Source organism: Yersinia entomophaga (assembly GCF_001656035.1).
In the GTDB taxonomy this organism is placed as follows: domain Bacteria; phylum Pseudomonadota; class Gammaproteobacteria; order Enterobacterales; family Enterobacteriaceae; genus Yersinia; species Yersinia entomophaga.
In genome coordinates, this window is sequence record NZ_CP010029.1 from 2,667,968 (window position 1) to 2,684,171 (window position 16,204).

Consider the following 16,204-nt stretch of genomic DNA (forward strand, 5'->3'; position numbering starts at 1 on the left):
TCCCAGCTTTAGTTCCACACACTTTTTGAGATTTCCGGTTTCTCAGCCATCAGCCGATATTCTTCCGGCGTCAGATTATTCAGGGATTCATGAGGCCGCTCACTGTTGTATTCATTCAGCCAGCGCTCCGTTATTTCCCGTGCTTCATTCAGTGTTCTGAACAGATAAAAATCCAGTATTTCGGTCCGGTACGTTCGGTTAAACCGTTCGATAAACGCGTTCTGTGTTGGTTTGCCGGGCTTGATAAATTCCAGCATCACGCCATGGTCTTCAGCCCATTGTGCCAGCGCCAGTGATATCAATTCCGGCCCGTTATCCATCCGCATCTTCAGCGGATAGCCACGGTTTGCCGCTATTCTGTCCAGCACCCGCACAATGCGCTGCGCCGGAATATTCAGGTCAATTTCGATAGCCAGAGCCTCGCGGTTAAAATCATCCACGACGTTGAAAGTCCGAAAACGTCGGCCACATGTCAGCGCGTCGTGCATAAAATCAATCGACCAGCTTTGGTTGAGGGCTTCCGGCGTGGCCAGCGGCGCCGGATTACGCACCGGCAGGCGTTGTTTCCCTTTACGACGAAAATTCAGTTTTAGCAGACAGTAAATCCGGTGTATGCGTTTGTGGTTCCAGGCGTATCCCTGCCTGCGAAGCACCTGAAAAAGCTTCTTAAATCCAYAGCGGGGATAGCGTTCAGCCGCCTCAGTCAGCCTCTGGATCACCGGTTCATCACGTCGTGTATTCGGTTGATAACGAAACACCGTCCTGCTCAGCGATAACGTCCTGCATGCCTGGCGTATGCTCATCGTAAACTGCGTGGTCAGATAGTTGACGAGCTCACGCTTTATCGCTGGTTTTAAAGCTTTTTTTCGATGACGTCTTTCAGCGCACGGCATTCCAGACTCAGGTCGGCAAACATCTGCTTCAGACGGCGATTCTCGTCTTCTAGATCTTTGATTTTTTTGATATCAGCGGCTTCCATCCCGCCATATTTCGCCTTCCAATTGTAATAGCTGGCTTCGGAAATAGCAGCCTCGCGGCACACATCTTTGACGGTCCTACCCGCTTCGACGGACTTCAGTACGGCGATGATCTGGTGCTCGGTAAATCGGATCTTGCGCATAAGGATCTCCTCAGGTGACATCATCAGTATGTCGGAAGATCTCTAAAAATGAATGGGCCGTTTAAGCGGGATACTTACAAACAGTTTTTATAAAACTATTATCTTTAAGACCTTATTTGAACTGATGTAGAGCGTGTGTTGTATAGGAAATGGTACAACGAGCATGGATTGAGACGTTGTGTGAGAGCTTACAAAATGACCCCACCTTGACTGAAACGGAGTTATAACTAGATGAGCCAAACAACCCCACACCCAATTACACCCGTTCTTGAAAGTTTTAAAGTGGCGAAAGCGCAACACCTGAAGAATGAAGAAACCTACGAAGAAATTATTGCGTCCATTGCCCGCAGCCAGCAAAAGCAACGCGACGCCGAAAACCAGAGCCAACAGGCTGACGGCAGTTGGCGCAAACTGTTTCGTAGCCTGCGTGGTGAAATGACGGATGAGCTGCAAACCGAGCATATCCGCCGGATTTCACAGCGGGAGCTGGCGCAAGAATTCGGGCATCTGATTGAAGAACTGGAACTGGATAAAGATTACACGTCACTGCAATTATGTGCTTCTGCAAGACCCTATAAAGACACGCATAAAGTAGCGTTGATGGAATATGCGAAGATGGAAATGTCTGCCGCAATGAAAACCCTGTCACCCGAACTCATCCGGGCAGTGAAATTAAAGGTCGCTGTGAACGAACTCTACACAGATACATCATCGGAGAAGGCTTTGGGTACACTTACAGCGACTCTTCTTTCATTGGCGGGACTCTATACGTTTGATATGGAAAAAGAATCGATATTAGCCGAACTCACACTACAGCCACCACAACCGGGTTATGTTGACTCTGCTCTGAACAATAGTCCGATAAAATGTGCGCGGTTATTTGAAGCAATAAAGGTAAAACGGGAAAAACTAAACCCAGCCGGGGAGCAATAATTATGATGCGTTGTCCTGTGTGTAAACATGCGTCTCATACGCGTGCCAGCCGCTATTTATCTGAGCAGACCAAAGAGGCGTATTATCAGTGTCAGAATATAGAGTGTTCTTGTACCTTTAAATCGATTGAGAGTGTGGATAAAATAATTACCCGCCCTCCGATTAAAGAGCCTGAAATAATACCAGAGGTTATTCTACCAGAACGAAAAGTATTAAATCGCTACGGTTCTAACGCACGAATTCATTAATAATCCCGCTCCGCCTGTAACCTCTCAAGGCAGGGACTTTTCTCCGACTCTCGCCACTTTGCCCTTGCCGTTTAAGGGCTTTTTCTCTGGCTAGCCTGCCAAAATGAGCACTGCATGCATATAGTGCATGATTTTGCATGCAACGCCCTTGCATCAAAACATCTGAAACACCGCGCTACAAGGGCTTGTAGGCTCTTTATGTCATGCATGAAAAGTGCATGATAAAGTCAGAGCGCGTAGGCGGGGGACCATTGCGCGCGGATGTGTTTGACACCTATTTTTCAAGCTCACATTACACTTCGTTGAGAATTCTAAAAGGTGTTATCTCAATCGTTGATATTGACCAACATATTAAATAACATACTACATTTTAGCATTTTTGAATTGTTATACTTACTCTTCTAAAGCGAGTGAAGGCAGACTATAAATCTGCCTTCTTTATGAGATTAACAAGCAATTTTTAACTGAGGGTAAATTACACCGCGAAGTTCATTCGGAATAGTGTCTTTTATTACTTCAATTAAACTATCTCTACTTGAAACCAAAAGTGCTAATTCATCAAGTAAAATGTTTAATTTACTGTTACGATCCCATTGCGTTTTATAGGGTGAAGAATTTATCTTTTGATCAACTATCTGCAATCGTCTCTCATTATCATATATGTACCTCGTTTTCACGATGCTATGAGAATCTTCGATAGATTCCTGATACGTGATAATTAGATGAACCATTCCATTTTTCTTAATAGTTTCAATGCTTTCGTATTCGTTATCAAAAATAGCAGTAACCAACTCTTCTGGCTGAACTCCCTTCACCATGCAAAAGGCTATTATTTTATTAATAATATCTTTTATTTTCAATTGGTTAGTCATCTTATCATCCTCTCAACTTCTTTTAAAATACCGGGCAACGCATCTATAGACTGTAGCAGAGTTTTATTATCACGCTCATCCACACGCCCAAAGGCTTTTGACAATTTTAAATTAATATAACGCATCAAGATACCATCATTGGCGTCCGTTGGTGCTATATACTGCATATGACGACCAAAAATATCATATAGTTCTGAACTCTTCTCACCAATACCTTTATCATTCAATAGATTAGCAACTTCATCTTGGGTTCTTGTCTTAAGGATTTCTCGCATTCTTTTTCTTGCGATATGTGGTCGTTTTTCAATTAGCTCAGGATCTATAATATCAGCAACTTTACGCGCCTCCTCCTCTACTAATGACTTTTTCAACCCTTCAATTGCTGAATCGGATAATGTAATACCAGCTAATCTTATTTTTTCTATTTGGCTAGAAACAGCTTCACTTATTTCAGCTCTTTTCTGCTCAAAAAGAGCATTAAAATCGATATCATCTAAATATGAATCGGTTTCACTTACATACGCACCATCACTAGCAATTCCCGCTAGAGCTTGCTCTCTCTCAACATAATCACGATCGCTAAATATATATTCTCTAACACTAGCTCTTTTTGCCCTGTCCACTTCCTTTTGGAAAGTATCCCACATTACATTTAGACCAATTTCCTCATGAAAGATAACCAAACCATTATTATCTATTTCAAAAGCAGCAATCTCATTATCTGGTATGGCCCTTAATATACGCCCTACAACCTGTGCGAATGCATTAAGACTTCTATATGGTCTAAATATTGCCAATATACTTAAATACTTATGGTCATACCCCTCCATTAGCATATTTACTGATATAACCACATCACAATTATTATTGTCTATCTCTTTAAACGAGGTGGCGATTCTTTCAGGCTCCATCTCACTATGAATTATAGTAGCTCTCAGCCCTTTTTCTGTATACCACTTATATAGATCTTCCGCATGAGTGATACTACACCCTACAGCTAATATCTTATGTGGCACAGAGGTTGATATTTTTTTTAGCTCATCTAACCGACGGATGCTATGTTCAATCACATCTTTAGAGCATTCCTCTGATAACGCTACGCTCTTTTCAATCCATTCTTTATCTTTAAGCGCAAGAACATCATCTTTAGATAACTTAACACCTGGCATATCTGGCGTATAAAAGAATAACTCACTAGCATTAACCGTTTCTTTCCTTAGCCATTTAACATATTTATCTTTCATGACCTCAGACAATGGCGTTTCATGTATTTTCACTCCGGGAACTTCCTGATTATCCCCCCGATAAGGCGTTCCCGTAACATGAAGAATCTTAGCATTAGAAAAATATTGTATTGCGTCACGCCAGCTTTGTGCTGGGGCATGATGAGCCTCATCTACAATAATTAAATCAAAGTAATCAGGAGCGACTCGATTAATAAGAGTTGTACTTCTATTACCAGAAATTCTATGAATATTAGAATAAACAATATGACTACTTTCTAAGTGTTCATCTGATATATCTGAAACATATTCATTTACAATCGGAATATCTTTACTGCTAAACATAACATCGCAATTAACCCAAAAATTATCTTCTAACACTTCTTGGGTTTTCCTGATGCTGTCTTTCGTAACCAAGCCGGGTGTAATAATTAATACTCTTTTCTCTGACACACCATAGGGTGCAATCGATATCAACCCACTTTTTCCTGTACCTGTAGGCAACACAACCAAGGCCTCACGATTTTGCGGATCGCTAAAAAACTCCCTAATCTTTATGTATGCTTCTACCTGTGGTGTTCTAAGCTTTTTATTTCCTTCAATATTCACTGCTGTGTCAAAAAAGTAAGACATTTATCTTTTCCTTGATTACACCAAATATAATTTATATGAATACCACTGCAACATATCTCTTCGCTTTTCAAGATACTGTGCATGATTATAAGTACCGCGAATACTATTCTTATCAACGTGAGCCAATTGTAGCTCTATCCATGCACTATCATAGCCTTGCTCATGCAAAATCGTTGACATGGTATGTCTAAATCCGTGACCCGTCGCACGGCCTTTATAACCCAGTAATTCAATGACCTGATTGACTGTTTCTTTACTTATAGGCTTTTTACGGTCATTTCGTCCAATAAAAATATAAGGATAATGTCCGGTGATAGGTAAGAGCTGTTTAAATAGCGCTATAACCTGCGTAGACAACGGCACGATATGAGGGCGACGCATCTTCATTCGTTCTGCTGGAATCTCCCACAAGCCGCTCTCAAGATCGATTTCCTGCCAAGTAGCAAAACGCATTTCCTTAGTTCGTACACCCGTTAAAATAAGTATCTTCGCGGCGTTCTTGGTTATGATGCTGCCGGTATAACCCTCTAGATCACGAATAAAATATGGCATCTCTTCGGCAGACAGGAACGGGTAATGCTGTTTCTTTGGCGTACTTAATGCGCTGGCAAGGTCAGGGGCGGGATTATATGCAGCCCGACCGGTAATAATGGCATAACGAAATACTTCCCCGCAGCGCTGACGTACTTTGCGCGTTTTTTCTAACGCTCCACGCTTTTCGATACGTTGAAGCACATCAAGTAACTCCAGCGGTGTGATTTCTGCAATTGGCCGTTTACCAATATACGGAAATATATCCGCCTCAAAGGTACTCATGATTTCTTCCCTATATCCCAAAGACCAACGATCCGCTTTAGCTTTATGCCACTCACGGCTAATGGCCTCAAAAGAGTTTTCCGATGAAAGCCGCTGCGCTAACTTCTCAGCCTTTTTCACCTCTGCGGGATCTGTTCCATCTGCAACCAGTTTACGTGCCATATCTCGCTTAGAGCGAGCTTCAGCAAGGGATATCAAGTCATAAGTCCCTAATGACATTAATCGGGCTTTACCGGCAAAACGATAGCGAAAGCGCCAGCCTTTGCTGCCATTAGGTTCAATTAAGAGTGATAGCCCTTGCCCGTCACTCAGGGTATAGGCTTTTTCTTGTGGTTTAGCACGGCGAATCTGGATATCGGAAAGTGGCATGTGTATAGCTCAAAAAGGTATAGGGTAATTCTATACCCTTTACTATACACAATTGTTACGAATTTAGAGAGATAAGCTCGGACACCTACGGACAATAAAACGCTCTATCTATTGGTTTTACTGGGGTTTTTAGGACTTTCGGGGAGTAATACGGAAGAGCTTTGGCGGAAGATCACAGGAGTCGAACCTGCCAGGGACCGCTGGCGGCCCCATCTGGATTTGAAGTCCAGCCGCCCCACCGGGAGCGATGATCTTCCATAGATAATCTTTATGTAAGCTAGCGATTATAACGCGTTTATTCAACAAGGTATTAGAAATCAGTCAGGCATTTTCAACATTGTTAAGTTGAGCAGAAATCTGCGTAACCCTTGGTAAAAGTGAGTTTTTCTCCGTATGGCAACCATACAAAAGCCTACTGTTGGCAGCCTTTGCCCGTAAACCATGGCGACAGTCTGCCCAAATATTCCCCAAATATTCCCCAAATTCGCTGCAACCTTATGAACCAGAGATAATCGCACGGCAAATTGCCCCGTGGCAGCTAAAGCTCAATTCTGGATGAGCACCGTAATCATTGATATAAGTGATAACCGGCGAGGGGTAATTTTCTGCAACCAGTTCGCTGCTGGACATAGGTGCGACCATGATTGCAGGAAAATCCTCTTTTGCCGCCGCTCCGCTTCTGGCCGCCAAGCCGATTACCGTCAGATAATAGGGCGTCGGATTCTCGAGCCGATATCCCTGAGCAGTTTTGTGCAATATGACGCGCTGCTGCCAGATTTCATCGGGCTGCGGCACAATACTCAACGGGCGGTAAAACAGCTTTATTTTGGTTTGTAGCGCTACCTGTATCGCATCGGGAATATCGCTACGCGGCGGTATTTCTCGCAACGTGTAATAAAACAGCGATTCGCGATCCTGAGGCAATGTTTTCGCATCCAGTGTGGCATAAATGCGGACGATATTTTTTTCACCCGAATTCACCCTCTGTATTTCCGGTGAAACCGCCAACGGCACAGAGGTGCTCTGCGGAGCTACATTTTCGATCCACGATTGAGCCAGATAAGGCAGAGTTTTATTCTCATTCCGAATACTCAGGTTAACGAATCCGACATCAGCCGTATAAATAACTCTTGTACGATCCAGTACGATAGCGGCATTCGCCTTGTAACCAACGACCATCAAACAGGTCAATAGCGCCATTAATTGTATTTTTTTCATAGCGAGCCCATCCTTGCTTCAAATCATACATAACAGGACGCTATATCATTCCTCATATCATCAGTAACTAATCCGCCGTTCAGCATACTAATTGCAGCTTATATCAGTTAATGCATGGTTATTGTCATTAGCCTCGAAATAACCTGATATAAATAAGTAGAAAGAGGCGAATAAGTTAACGAAAGCGAATTATTTTTGATGACTGGAACGGGCCTGTGACATGTCTAAAAAACAGAAATTAGGCAGAAAAAAATATTTAAAACAACAAATTACCTACATCAACTCATTCAGATGGCGATTTCATAATGCGGTGAAACCCCCAAACTCTTTAGCCCGCAGTTATCTACGGGCATAGCTTGATCAACTGACTAATCTTCTTTTATCAATACGCTGTAATCCTATAGATAACAACATGCTACCACCCAACGCGAAAGCGAAAACATAGAAAATATCCAGCGCCGGATAGGCGGTAAAATCAAAGTGGTGGGTGCGCACAAAGTGAATAATAAGCGCGTGGAAACCATAAATCGCAAGAGAATGACCCGAAAGCCAGGTTAACCAGGCTCGTGGCTGGGAAAGGCAGTTTTTAAACCAGATTAGCAGAGACACCGCCGCAATAAAGACCAGCGGACTACAGTACATGTAGAAGGTATCTGCAAAATTTCCATTGATAATACTTTGTTTTTTTGTCGAAATGACGATCAATCCTACGCTCACGATAAAAGCGAACGCTGCTGCCCAACTTATCGATTTTCCTTCCGTATTCAGCATACCAATCGCCCGGCCTAGCATTGCGTATAGCAGGTAATAGAAAGTATCTCCGGAGATATACAGGTTTACAGGCAGTAAATGGAAACCATCGAGAGAGAACTTACCGGTATAAGGATTGGCAACCACCGCCAGCAACAGTATGACTACGGCAACGTAACGGCCGGATACAGGCTTGACGTTAATCAGCGGAGAAACCAGATACACCACGATTATGGCGTAGAAAAACCACAGGTGATAAAACACCGGCTTTTGCAAAATATTCTTTAATGAAGCCCAGCCGCCTATCGGCGTCAGTGTGGATATATAAATTAGAGCAATAGCACTATAAAAAGTCAGGCATAGACCGATGCGTATAAAATGCTTCTTACCGGCACTTTTTTCACCCAAAAACAGATAACCCGAAATCATAAAGAACAAAGGGACGCCAACCCGAGACATGGAATTCAGTAAGTTAGATAAATCCCAGCTGAATTCACCGACCGCTGCTCCGCTGGTGAGATAGTAAGTGGTGGCGTGAATCATAACCACCATAATGCAAGCCACTGCCCGCAAATTATCAATCCATCCAATTTTATTGGTCATGCCTATTCTCTGTTGCTCATGCATTTGGGCCAAAAAAGTTAACGATAAGTTATATACTAAGGGCGCTAAAAGTAACTCAAAAAGAAATACTCGCCCAAGGTAATTAAGAATCTACCTGCATGTAAATCGTTGCCATTATTCATTATTGGCGGCAAAATAGCCGTCCTAACTCGTCTCGACAGCTTTTCTCGCTGAGGCAGTTCCACTTTTCTTATTAATTATTAATAACTTAATCTATGCAAACTACGTTAACACCCGCGAAACCTTTAGGCCGCCGGGCGCTGTTGTTTCCCCTGTGTTTAGTCCTATTTGAATTCGCAGCCTATATTGCCAACGATATGATTCAGCCCGGTATGCTGGCAGTCGTCGCTGATTTCAACGCCAGCATAGAATGGGTTCCCACATCCATGACCGCCTATTTAGCCGGCGGTATGTTCCTACAATGGCTGTTGGGGCCGCTTTCCGATCGCCGTGGCCGTCGTCCGGTAATGCTGGCAGGCGTGGCTTTCTTTGTCATTACCTGTCTGGCTATTCTTTTGGTCAATACCATAGAACAATTTATTGCTATGCGCTTCCTGCAAGGCATTGGCCTGTGCTTTATCGGCGCCGTAGGTTACGCCACCATTCAGGAATCATTCGAAGAAGCAGTATGTATTAAGATCACCGCGCTGATGGCAAACGTGGCTCTGATCGCTCCGCTACTTGGCCCTTTAGCCGGTGCAGCCTTGATTCACGTTGCGCCGTGGCAAAGTATGTTTGTGCTTTTTGCGGTTCTGGGGGCAATTTCGTTCATTGGCTTATGGCGAGCAATGCCAGAAACTGCGGTGTTGAAAGGTGAAAAGCTCTCGCTTTCGGCCATGTGGCATGATTATAAGCAAGTGCTGGCTAACCGTCGCTTTCTGTGCGGAGCATTGGCATTAGGCTTTGCTAGCCTGCCATTGTTGGCTTGGATTGCACAATCGCCGGTTATTTTGATCAGTGGCGAGCAGCTATCGACCTTTGACTATGGTTTATTGCAAGTGCCTATTTTCGGCGCATTAATCATTGGTAACCTGACGCTGGCGCGTTTGAGTGGTAAAACCAGCATTCCTAAACTGATTAAACTCGGCGCAGGCCCGATGATCGGTGGGTTGATATTGGCCGCTGTTTCAACGCTTTATTCATCTCACGCCTATTTGTGGATGACGGCGGGTCTCAGTTTGTATGCTTTTGGTATTGGTGTAGCAAATGCCGGTTTGGTGCGTTTGACCCTGTTTGCCAGCGATATCAGTAAAGGTACGGTTTCTGCCGCAATGGGGATGATCAGTATGTTTGTCTTCACTTTGGGCATAGAGTTGGCGAAAGTCGCCTATCTGTGGGGAAACAGCGGTATCTTCAATCTTTTCAATTTAATCAGCGGCCTGCTGTGGCTGTCGCTGGTAGCAATATTTATTCGTAAACAGCCTGAAGCTGTAGCTGCGGAATAATAAACCTGGCACTGATGATGTGAACAGATGGGTTCGGCTAATGCTGAACCCATTTTTAATGGTCATGGAATCTATAAAGCATCGGTAGGAATGTATTCATCACAAAATACATCACTATTGATGTGTAATCTGGTAGTTACATCAGCACCGATGCACTAACAAAACATACCTCGGTCGCGCAGAATATGGTCGTTGCCACGGCGGCGGGTAAAGCCGCTGCGATCGAAAAATTCCAGAATTTGAATCGCTAACTTACGGCCGACGCCAAGGCTGTCGCGGAAATCCGCTGCGCTGGCGCTACCTTTGCTGGCATCCAGAGTACGAATCAAATCGGCAAACTGATAGATTCTGCGATTCAGATAGTAGCGATCCGGCACAATCGCGGTGATATGGCCCAAACGCGCGGCTTTACGCAATAATCCACGCATCGACTCTTCATCCATTTCCAGCGCTACGGCCAGATCCCGCACCCACCAAGGGTCACTTTCAAAATAAACCCGCGCACGCAGCCACTGTTTTTCCTCTTCAGCTGTAAACGCCAAACTGTGTTCAGGTAAATGCAGCCAGCCGCGCGTATTCGCTAATTCGCCGTCGGCAACTAATTGATCGATAACCCGATTAACCAAAGCCTCATCAAGCGTCGGTAAAGCCATGCGGCGCAGGCGGGCGCGGCCCAAGCCCAACTGATCGCTGTGCTGCTGATGGTAACTGGCGAGCACTTGCAGCAGGTTTTGCCGGGCATTTTCAGCCATCGCAGAGGAAAGTACGCTATCGCCAGCCACTAACTGTTGGCTGTCTGCCAATAGTTTATCGAGTTGTCCATCGGATAATTGACGTGCCCAGGCAAACTGTTGAATCGATACCGGCCTTTTATCCAATTGAAGGTTAAGGACTTCCGCATCTGTCGTGGCCTGAGCTAGCGCAGTCAGCCACGCCAAAAACGCCGGCTGCCGCTTACCTCTTTTCGGGGAAGACAGAGCGATGACTCGAGCGCCACCCAGGGTGTGCTTTGCCGCAATGTCACGCAGGATAAAGCGATCGTTTTCTGCCAGATACAGCGGTGTATCCAGCAATAATTCGGCCAACATCGGGGTTTCTGCGCCATTCAGCATGGAAACTCGACCGGTAATATGGCTAGCACCTTGATGTAAATGCAGAGATTGCCAATGATGCATCGGTGTATCCGTTGTGACTTCCACCAGCACCCGATCCTGCGCTTCCGGCGGCTGTCGCTCCAATAGCCAATCGCCGCGAGAAATTTGCTGTTTGCTGGTATCGCCAGTGATATTCAGCGCAATCCTTTGGCCAGCCTGTGCATGAGTGGCTGGCTCATTCTGCGAATGAATACTTCGTACCCGAACCGGACAATCGCTGCCGGTTAACCACAGAGTATCGCCAACGGCTACTTGCCCCGCTAGCAGCGTTCCCGTCACTACTAATCCCGAACCTTTCAGGCTAAAAGCCCGATCGATTGCCAGACGGAACCGCCGTTGAATACGTTGAGCATCGCTAGCCTGCTGGCTAAGCTGCGTCAGATGAGCGCGCAGTTCGTCAATACCGACTCCGCGGTTAGCAGCGGTGATAAACAGGGAAATCTGATCGGCAGCCCAGCCTTGCTGTGCCAGTTCGGTCAAAACCTGCTGGCGAACCTGCTCAATCTGTTGCTCATCGGCACGATCGGCTTTGGTTAACGCCACTGTCAGTTTTGGATGGCCACTGAGGCGTAAAATGGCCAAATGTTCATGTGTTTGCGCCATTACGCCATCGTCACAGGCCACTACCAGCAGAGCGTGATCGATACCGCCCATTCCTGCCAGCATATTGGACAGAAACTTCTCATGACCGGGAACATCAATAAAACCGAGACTACTGCCGTCGGGCTGTGGCCAATAGGCGTAGCCCAGATCGATAGTCATACCACGCTGTTTTTCTTCCGGCAAACGATCGGCATTTACGCCGGTTATAGCCTGTAATAGCGTGGTTTTACCGTGGTCAACGTGACCGGCGGTGGCAATAATCATCAAACAAGCTCCCTGAGCAAAGCATCTTCATCATTTAAACAACGTAAATCTAGCCACATGCGCCCATCCCGAAGATGACCGATCACCGGCTGATTCAGACGGCGCCAGCGGTTAGCCAGCGACAGCAGCGTACTACCCCGCCCGTCTTTAGGTGTGAAAGTTATCGCCCAACTGGGCAAACGATCGACCGGCAAGGAACCACTGCCAATCTGCGACCAGCATTCTTCGCTGGCAAGGTCAAAATCCGGATAATGCGCGCTAAGCTGCACTAATAGGCGCTCGGCGCTGTCACGCATCTCTTGCTGCGGACGAGTGAGTATGCGCAGCGATGGCAGTAAATCTGCCAACCGATCCGGTTGTTGATAAAGACGTAGTGTAGCTTCTAATGCTGATAGGGTCATTTTATCGACCCGCAGAGCGCGTTTGAGCGGGTGCTGCTGAAGTTTGGCGATCCAGTGCTTTTTGCCCAGAATAATCCCCGCCTGCGGCCCTCCCAACAATTTATCTCCGGAAAAAGTGATCAAATCGACGCCAGCGGCAATCAGTTGCTGCGGCATTGGCTCGGCAGGTAATCCGTATTGGGTCATATCGATTAGCGAACCGCTGCCCAAATCCGTTGCCGTCGGCACAGAAAATTCCTGCCCCAAGGCTGTTAGCTGAGATTCCGTTACCGCGGCGGTAAAGCCTTGAATACTATAATTACTGGTATGAACTTTCATCAGCAGACCGGTATTTTCGCCGATTGCCTGCCGATAATCCTTCAAATGAGTGCGGTTGGTTGCGCCAACCTCAACCAATTGGCAACCCGCCTGACGCATGACGTCAGGAATACGGAAAGCGCCGCCGATTTCCACCAGCTCACCACGTGAAACCACGACTTCTTTGCCCGCCGAGACCGCCGCCAGCATCAGCAGTACCGCCGCCGCATTATTGTTAACAATACAGGCGTCTTCTGCGCCGGTCAGTTCACAGAGTAAATCCGCTACCGCCCGATCCCGATGCCCGCGTCCAGCGTCACCGAGGTCATATTCCAGCGTCACCGCGCCGCGCATCGCCGCCGTCACTGCGTTAATAGCAGATTCAGCCAAAGGCGCGCGGCCAAGATTGGTATGCAATACCGTACCGGTCAGGTTGAATACGGGTTTCAGGGCGGGTTGGCGTTGGTTAATCCGTTGACGTAGTTCGGTAATCCAGCAGCTATGCCAGTGCGGCAGCGTCTGAGTCTGGCGGATAATCTCGCGGGCCTGCGTTTGCATTTTCCGCAGGATATCAGTGAGTAGCGTCGCGCCATATTCATCCAGCAAAGGAGCCATTTCTGGCTCCCGCAACAGACGGTCTATGGCAGGTAATTGGCTATAAAGTTGCTGAGGTTCTGCGCTCATAGTCACTCAAATCAGGGAGATAACGGAAAGTTATTCGCCGGGGAACAGGAACGGATTAACGCTACTGCGGGCGAAACCTTCTCCTTCCATTTTGGCATCCAGAATCAGCGAGGCCAAATCATCAGCCACCGCTTCAACCTGCGGATCTTTTTCCTGATACAGAATTTTTAGATAAGTGCCGCAATCACCACAACTTTCTGCTTTTACCGCTGCCAGTTCGCTATCCAGTGACCAATAATTCAGATCGCGGCTTTGCTCGCAGTTACTGCATTTTATCCGCACGACGTGCCATTCGCTTTCACACAGATTGCAGTGCAGGTAACGCAGGCCGTTCACCGTACCGATATGCACCACGCTGGAAACCGGAATACTGCCGCAGACCGGGCAGAACTGACGGTGTTCACCATATTCCGCACGAGCTTTACCGGGAATCTGGCTGGCCATTTGCGCCCAATACAGCGATAGCGCCGCCCAGATAAACGGGGATTTCTCACTGCCGATCTTGCCGAATTCGCGATTCAACAATGCGTCAGCGTAGAGCTCCAGCTCATGTACCGATGATTTTTCCAGATTATCCAGCACGACCTGAATATGCTCAGGCGCATCTGGACGCAGTTCGGCAATCAGCGCCGACAGCAACAAACGCCAGTGCTCAGTACGAGGAAATACGCTCGCATCCAACGGCGGCTTGCCGCTAGCGGCCGAGTGCTCCAGCTCCGCCCGCATATCCAACGTCAGCGGGTGATCGTGCAGCGCTTTTTGCTGCGCTTCGGTAATTCTGGCGGCAAAATCCAGATAATCAGACAACGGATTATCTAGCGCCAGTTGCCGTAAACGTTCGGTTCGGCGGGTATACAGGCTTTTTAAATTCGCGAAAAGTAACGGCGGGATTGTCCCCGCCGTTGATGCTCTTTCGCTTTGTTGACTAAGTTGGTCCTTAGGGACAATGCGAATACTCATTTCAGGGTTTCTCTTCCTGTTTTTTCTGACGGATTTCCCGATACCAGCGCGGATGGTGCTTTTTCGCCCATGCCGCAGGTACCCAGCCTTCCACCATCGCCGTTATCGTGCCTTTCACCCAAATGGCCGCATAAATGTGAACCATGATGACGATGATCAGCCCCACCGCTGCCAATGAGTGCACCAGTAACGCCAGGCGAATCAATGGAATCGGGAAATACTCGGCGAAGTAAGGCCGCCAGATAACCACACCACTGGCCACTAACAGCACCAGACTTATAATTGCTGCCCAGAATACGCATTTCTGACCAAAATTATAGCGTCCCGTGTCGCCCACTTCCTCATTCATGGCAATTTTGTGGATATTTTTCGCCCAGACCAGGTCTTCGCGGTTGATCAGGTTGTGTTTCCAGTAACGGAAAAACATGATCATAAACGCAGCGAACATAATCACCCCGGCAAAGGGATGAAGAATTCGCGCCAGCTGCGGCGTACCGAAGATGTTCATCAGCCAGTTAAAGGAAGGGAAGAAGAATCCCAGCCCACTAATGGCCGCCAGCATAAAGCAGAAGGCCACTATCCAATGGTTGATTCGCTCCGGTGCGCTGTAGCGCTGGATCGGCTTTTCTTTTTTCATTTCCGCGTCTCCCCGTCTTGCTGTTCGGAAGATGGCTGAGTAGATGACGATGAATCTGACGATGCAGGGACGGATTTATCCTCTTCATCCTCATCTTCTTCCACCCGGTTCGGGCCAACGCCAACATAGTGGAAAATACTGGCGGCAAAGGTGGCAGCAAAGCCCACCGCAGCCAATGGTTTCCAAATGCCTTTCCAGAAGGTAACCGTCGGGCTAATGGTCGGATTTTCAGGTAAACCGTGGTAAAGCTGCGGTTTATCCGCATGGTGCAACACGTACATAACGTGAGTACCGCCAACGCCAGCCGGATCGTATAAACCTGCGTTATCAAACCCACGGGTTTTCAATTCTGCCACGCGCCCAGCCGCCACTTCCTTCATCGACTCTTTAGTACCAAAGTGAATAGCGCCTGTCGGACAGGTTTTCACACAGGCCGGTTCCTGACCCACATTAACGCGGTCAACGCATAGGGTACATTTGTACACCCGATTGTCGTCCTTGTTCATGCGCGGTACATCGAAAGGACAGCCGGCAATGCAGTAACCACAACCAATACAATGCTCCGATTGGAAATCCACGATGCCATTGGCGTACTGAATAATAGCCCCTTCCGACGGACATGCCTTCAGGCAGCCCGGATCGGCACAGTGCATACAGCCATCCTTACGGATCAGCCATTCCAGCTTGCCGTTTTCCTCCACTTCGGAGAAACGCATTACCGTCCATGATTTAGCGGTTAAATCGGCGGGGTTATCGTACACCCCGACGTTATGACCGACTTCATCACGGATATCATTCCATTCCGAGCAGGCGACCTGACAGGCTTTACAACCGATACAGGTGGTGACGTCGATAAGCTTCGCCACTTCAGCCTGATAGTTACGATCCTGCGGCGGTGGCGTCAGGGAATGAGTACCGGAGCGCCGAATAATGTCTTGAGATTGCAGTGACAT

At 47.0% G+C, this 16,204-nt stretch carries 14 protein-coding genes and 1 tRNA gene; 3 read left to right on the top strand and 12 right to left on the bottom strand.

What is annotated here, in order from left to right:
• Positions 1-8: 8 nt before the first annotated feature.
• Positions 9-1,120, bottom strand: a protein-coding gene (locus PL78_RS12165) for an IS3 family transposase (RefSeq protein WP_145933962.1) whose coding sequence is annotated in 2 segments (ribosomal slippage) — positions 9-859 and positions 859-1,120 — 1,113 coding nt in all. Because the reading frame shifts where the segments join, the coding sequence is not laid out codon by codon here.
• Between the two features lie 231 nt (positions 1,121-1,351).
• Here PL78_RS12165 and PL78_RS20650 point away from each other — a divergent pair.
• Positions 1,352-2,053, top strand: a complete 702-nt coding sequence (locus PL78_RS20650; protein ID WP_084414331.1) for an aldehyde dehydrogenase — start codon at positions 1,352-1,354, stop codon at positions 2,051-2,053.
• A gap of 2 nt (positions 2,054-2,055) precedes the next feature.
• A complete protein-coding gene (locus PL78_RS19655) occupies positions 2,056-2,301 on the top strand; it encodes an ogr/Delta-like zinc finger family protein (protein WP_042817718.1) in 246 nt (81 codons plus the stop codon).
• A gap of 446 nt (positions 2,302-2,747) precedes the next feature.
• On the opposite strand, the gene PL78_RS12180 is transcribed toward PL78_RS19655, so the two are convergent.
• The 6 genes from PL78_RS12180 to PL78_RS12205 all read right to left on the bottom strand — a co-directional run bounded on the left by PL78_RS12180 (position 2,748) and on the right by PL78_RS12205 (position 8,785).
• A complete protein-coding gene (locus PL78_RS12180) occupies positions 2,748-3,173 on the bottom strand; it encodes a hypothetical protein (protein ID WP_064515849.1) in 426 nt (141 codons plus the stop codon).
• Positions 3,170-5,029 carry a DEAD/DEAH box helicase gene (locus PL78_RS12185; RefSeq protein WP_064515851.1) on the bottom strand — a complete coding sequence of 620 codons (1,860 nt, stop codon included), beginning with the start codon at positions 5,027-5,029 and terminating at the stop codon, positions 3,170-3,172. The genes PL78_RS12180 and PL78_RS12185 overlap by 4 nt, the downstream gene beginning before the upstream one ends.
• Before the next feature lie 15 nt (positions 5,030-5,044).
• Entirely contained in the window at positions 5,045-6,214 is a 1,170-nt protein-coding gene (locus PL78_RS12190; protein WP_064515853.1) for a tyrosine-type recombinase/integrase, read from the bottom strand.
• Between the two features lie 162 nt (positions 6,215-6,376).
• Positions 6,377-6,471, bottom strand: a tRNA-Sec gene (locus PL78_RS12195).
• A gap of 238 nt (positions 6,472-6,709) precedes the next feature.
• Entirely contained in the window at positions 6,710-7,432 is a 723-nt protein-coding gene (locus PL78_RS12200) for a fimbrial biogenesis chaperone (protein WP_064515855.1), read from the bottom strand.
• Between the two features lie 360 nt (positions 7,433-7,792).
• On the bottom strand, positions 7,793-8,785 hold the full coding sequence (locus tag PL78_RS12205; protein ID WP_064515857.1) for an acyltransferase: 993 nt from the start codon (positions 8,783-8,785) through the stop codon (positions 7,793-7,795).
• 236 nt (positions 8,786-9,021) lie between these two features.
• On the opposite strand from PL78_RS12205, the gene PL78_RS12210 reads away from it, so the two are divergent.
• A complete protein-coding gene (locus PL78_RS12210) occupies positions 9,022-10,251 on the top strand; it encodes an MFS transporter (RefSeq protein ID WP_064515859.1) in 1,230 nt (409 codons plus the stop codon).
• 155 nt (positions 10,252-10,406) lie between these two features.
• On the opposite strand, the gene selB is transcribed toward PL78_RS12210, so the two are convergent.
• The 5 genes from selB to fdxH are packed head-to-tail and all read right to left on the bottom strand — an operon-like array spanning position 10,407 to position 16,204.
• Positions 10,407-12,272, bottom strand: coding sequence for a selenocysteine-specific translation elongation factor (gene selB / locus PL78_RS12215; RefSeq protein ID WP_064515861.1), 1,866 nt, complete (start codon positions 12,270-12,272; stop codon positions 10,407-10,409).
• Complete coding sequence (selA, locus tag PL78_RS12220; RefSeq protein ID WP_064515862.1) at positions 12,272-13,654, bottom strand: L-seryl-tRNA(Sec) selenium transferase; 1,383 nt, start codon at positions 13,652-13,654, stop codon at positions 12,272-12,274. Before selA ends, selB begins: the two co-directional genes overlap by 1 nt.
• 30 nt (positions 13,655-13,684) lie before the next feature.
• A complete protein-coding gene (fdhE, locus tag PL78_RS12225; RefSeq protein ID WP_064515864.1) occupies positions 13,685-14,614 on the bottom strand; it encodes a formate dehydrogenase accessory protein FdhE in 930 nt (309 codons plus the stop codon).
• Position 14,615: 1 nt separating this feature from the next.
• Positions 14,616-15,251, bottom strand: coding sequence for a formate dehydrogenase cytochrome b556 subunit (gene fdoI / locus PL78_RS12230; RefSeq protein WP_064515866.1), 636 nt, complete (start codon positions 15,249-15,251; stop codon positions 14,616-14,618).
• Complete coding sequence (gene fdxH / locus PL78_RS12235; RefSeq protein ID WP_064515870.1) at positions 15,248-16,204, bottom strand: formate dehydrogenase subunit beta; 957 nt, start codon at positions 16,202-16,204, stop codon at positions 15,248-15,250. Before fdxH ends, fdoI begins: the two co-directional genes overlap by 4 nt.

Coding starts and splice junctions, on each gene's coding strand:
- PL78_RS12185 (WP_064515851.1), bottom strand. CDS start 5,029: ATGTCTTACTTTTTTGACACAGCAGTGAATATTGAAGGAAATAAAAAG.
- PL78_RS12205 (WP_064515857.1), bottom strand. CDS start 8,785: ATGACCAATAAAATTGGATGGATTGATAATTTGCGGGCAGTGGCTTGC.
- PL78_RS12200 (WP_064515855.1), bottom strand. CDS start 7,432: ATGAAAAAAATACAATTAATGGCGCTATTGACCTGTTTGATGGTCGTT.
- fdoI (WP_064515866.1), bottom strand. CDS start 15,251: ATGAAAAAAGAAAAGCCGATCCAGCGCTACAGCGCACCGGAGCGAATC.
- selA (WP_064515862.1), bottom strand. CDS start 13,654: ATGAGCGCAGAACCTCAGCAACTTTATAGCCAATTACCTGCCATAGAC.
- fdxH (WP_064515870.1), bottom strand. CDS start 16,204: ATGTCACTGCAATCTCAAGACATTATTCGGCGCTCCGGTACTCATTCC.
- PL78_RS19655 (WP_042817718.1), top strand. CDS start 2,056: ATGATGCGTTGTCCTGTGTGTAAACATGCGTCTCATACGCGTGCCAGC.
- PL78_RS12180 (WP_064515849.1), bottom strand. CDS start 3,173: ATGACTAACCAATTGAAAATAAAAGATATTATTAATAAAATAATAGCC.
- selB (WP_064515861.1), bottom strand. CDS start 12,272: ATGATTATTGCCACCGCCGGTCACGTTGACCACGGTAAAACCACGCTA.
- PL78_RS20650 (WP_084414331.1), top strand. CDS start 1,352: ATGAGCCAAACAACCCCACACCCAATTACACCCGTTCTTGAAAGTTTT.
- PL78_RS12190 (WP_064515853.1), bottom strand. CDS start 6,214: ATGCCACTTTCCGATATCCAGATTCGCCGTGCTAAACCACAAGAAAAA.
- fdhE (WP_064515864.1), bottom strand. CDS start 14,614: ATGAGTATTCGCATTGTCCCTAAGGACCAACTTAGTCAACAAAGCGAA.
- PL78_RS12210 (WP_064515859.1), top strand. CDS start 9,022: ATGCAAACTACGTTAACACCCGCGAAACCTTTAGGCCGCCGGGCGCTG.